This window comes from Rickettsia endosymbiont of Culicoides newsteadi (assembly GCF_002259525.1).
Classification (GTDB): domain Bacteria; phylum Pseudomonadota; class Alphaproteobacteria; order Rickettsiales; family Rickettsiaceae; genus Tisiphia.
The window spans coordinates 1-3,331 of record NZ_MWZE01000120.1 but is presented as its reverse complement, the minus strand read 5'-3'; the positions used below and the strand labels follow the sequence as shown (position 1 = coordinate 3,331).

The following is a 3,331-nucleotide window of genomic DNA, read 5'->3' as shown; positions in this document are numbered from 1 at the left end:
TAATGCCTGTGATAAATGTTTTTTTTGGAAAAAAAAATAAACACAGGCATTAACTCCTTGCAACTCCTATATCTCCTTTATTTTTTCTTATCCCTTATCCCGAATTGACGTAATTAGCTTGAATTGGCAACGTTTTAAGAAAATAAAGTAGAAAAGTTGTCATTGCGAGACCACGAAAGTAGGTCGTAGCAATCCATTTTTGGTTACTTTTATGGATTGCTTCGACCATTACATGGTCTCGCAATGACGTATATGCCCCCCAAACGTCATTGCGATGAGTGCGGAAACCGCACGACTAAGCAATCCATATAGTCTTGGTGTATCTATACGTCATTATAGGCGTTTACTCAATAATCAATCCTTTTAACTTATAGACTAACTCTAAAGCTTGCTTAGGGGAGAGTTGATCAGGATCGATTGTATTAATTTCTTTTTCTAACTTATTGAATTTCATTTCTTTTTTACTTTCTACTGGCAAATTAAATAGACTTAAATTGTTTGATTCGGTATTTAATATATGCTTATTTTTGTACGTTGCACTTTTTTCTAATTTTGCTAAAATGTCATTCGCCCTAATTATAACAGATTTTGGTAGCCCCGCTAAGTAGGCTACATGAATTCCATAAGATTTATCAGCCGCCCCTTCGATAATATTATGCAAAAATAATATTTCTTTTCCTAATTCCTCAATAGCAACTGTATAATTTTTTAGGCTTGGCAAAAAATTACTCATACTGGTTAATTCATGATAATGCGTAGCAAATAAACATCGGCATTTGAGATTATCATGAATATATTCAAGCACTGACCAAGCAATTGATACGCCATCATATGTCGAAGTTCCACGCCCAACCTCATCTAGTATCACTAAGGAATTTTTAGTAGATTGTGCTAAAATAGCTGATGTCTCTAGCATTTCTACCATAAAAGTCGACTGTCCTGCCTGTAAATCGTCCCCTGCCCCTATTCTACTGAATATCTTGTCTACCACTCCTATCTTGGCACTTGTCGCTGGTACAAAACTACCAATTTGTGCCAATATGGCTATTAGGGCATTCTGCCGCAAAAAAGTACTTTTACCAGCCATATTAGGTCCAGTAATTAACCAAATTCTATTAGCTTCGGATAAAGTGCAATTATTGTCAATAAAGCTCTTTTTATCGGTTAATAGGCTTTGTTCAACAACTGGATGACGTCCCTTGATAACTTCAAAAGTTAAATCGTTCGTTAAAACTGGTCTAACATAATTATATTCATCGGCAATATAAGCAAAATTACAGAATACATCAAGCTGACTCAAAGAACAGCTAAGTAATCGCAGAAATACAGTATTATCAATAACTTGCTGGCATATTTTATTATATAATTCCAGTTCAAGACTAATTGCTAAACTTTTGCTATTAACCATATCGCTTTCTAATTTTTGTAATTCAATAGTAGTATATCGACTAGTATTAGAAGTTGTTTGACGATGAATAAATTTTCTGTCTACCATCTTATCACTATGTCTTAGGGTAATTTCAATAAACAACCCAAGCACATTATTATGTGATATTTTGAGAGTTTCAATGCCAGTATCAAGACGATATAGATTCTTTAGCTTCTCTATATGTGATTTGCCATTATTAATTAGATCATATAATTCTTGTAGTTTAGGGTGATAATGATGATTTATTATACCGCCTTCATTGATATTATTTGGTGCATCCTCTCTAATTGCCTGGTCTATTAAAGAATATAATTGTTCATTGCCAGATAATGGTTTGATTAAGTTCTCTATATAATCTGGCAGATTTAGCCCGTAATGAGCAATAAATTCACCCTTTATTTCCAGTGCAGCATTTAACGTATATTTAATATTTAGCAAATCTCGTCCTGAGCCGCGATTCATCATAATTCTAGATAAACAACGTTCTAAATCTCCAGTTTTCTTGAGTAATTTTTTAATATTTCCTACTATGGCAATATTTTTATAAAAAAACTCTGTTATATTTTGTCGAGAATTTATTTGATCAATATCTATTAGTGGTGTAGATAAAAAGTGATATAATAGACGGCTGGCAGCTTTAGTAACGGTATGATCAATAGTAGCAAGGACACTGCCTTTGGTTTTTCCTAATAAATTACTGGTAATTTCCAAATTCCGCCGAGTTGCCGAATCAATAATCATAAAATTATGATAATTAACCAACCGAGGTAAAGGTAGAGAAGGTATATTTTGCTTTTGGGTCAAAGATAAATATTCTAAAACACTACCAATACTACTTATTTGACATTCAGATACTTCACCTATAGCTTTTAGATCATTAATTTTATAAAAATCTAAGATAATTTTATGACATTTCTTACTAGCAAAAAAACTATCAACTTGATATGAGATACGAAAATGCAATTGGTTATTAATATTACTAGCTAATTGATGCCCCCTCAAATTTTCACTAAGTAAAATCTCTTTTGGCTTAAGACGCGATAGTTCATTGATAATCTCATTTTGCGGAATCTCAATAACTGAAATTTCCACAGTAGAAATATCTACGTAACAAATTGACGCTTTGTTTTTTAACAAAACTAAACTTGCCAAATAATTAGGCTCACAAACATCAATTAAAGATTCCTCAGTAATAGTACCTGGGGTGATGATACGCGTTACATCCCTATGTACTACAGCCTTATAACCATCACGTTTTTTTGCCTCTTCGGGTGTCTCTAATTGATCGCAAATAGCAACTTTGTAATTCTCTTCAATTAATTTATTCAAATAGGTCTCAAGAGCATGATGAGGGACACCACACATAGCAATCTCACAATCACCATTAGAACCTCTTTTAGTCAAAGCAATACCTAAAACTTGACTGGCAAGAATTGCATCCTCAAAAAACATTTCATAAAAATCACCCATCCTAAACAATAGAAGACAATCAAGATTAGCAAATTTGATGTCTAAATATTGTTGCATCATCTTGGTTGATTGAGCATAATTATATTTTTGGTGAAATTCTTCTAAAGTCATAACTACACATAATTATAAAAAATAAACAATAAAGACGATAGGATGTCTTGCAAATAGAACGAGAGGAGAAGTTGGGGACATATCACTCATCGCTCCTAGCTCCAAATTCTCCTGAATTAATGGTATGGACCTACCCTATATACAGAATGAGAAGCATATGCTAATCTTCTAGGATAGGAAATGAATCCTAAACAACAATAAGGAGGCCCATATGGAAGTTACCACAATTGGTATAGATATTGCAAAAAGAATTTTTCAAATTCACGGTGTAGATAAAAATGGTAAGACAATATTAAAGAAAAAATTAATGAGAGAGCAGGT

1 protein-coding gene and 1 pseudogene are annotated in these 3,331 nt (G+C 32.8%); one reads left to right on the top strand and one right to left on the bottom strand.

Features of this window, described 5'->3' with window-relative positions; all coding sequences use genetic code 11:
• Window positions 1-343 precede the first annotated feature (343 nt).
• Complete coding sequence (mutS, locus tag RiCNE_RS06540) at window positions 344-3,010, bottom strand: DNA mismatch repair protein MutS (protein WP_094649766.1); 2,667 nt, start codon at window positions 3,008-3,010, stop codon at window positions 344-346.
• Window positions 3,011-3,221: 211 nt separating this feature from the next.
• On the opposite strand from mutS, the pseudogene RiCNE_RS08140 reads away from it, so the two are divergent.
• Window positions 3,222-3,331 (top strand): annotated as a pseudogene (locus RiCNE_RS08140) (IS110 family transposase); the annotation flags it as partial.

Coding starts and splice junctions, on each gene's coding strand:
- mutS (WP_094649766.1), bottom strand. CDS start 3,010: ATGACTTTAGAAGAATTTCACCAAAAATATAATTATGCTCAATCAACC.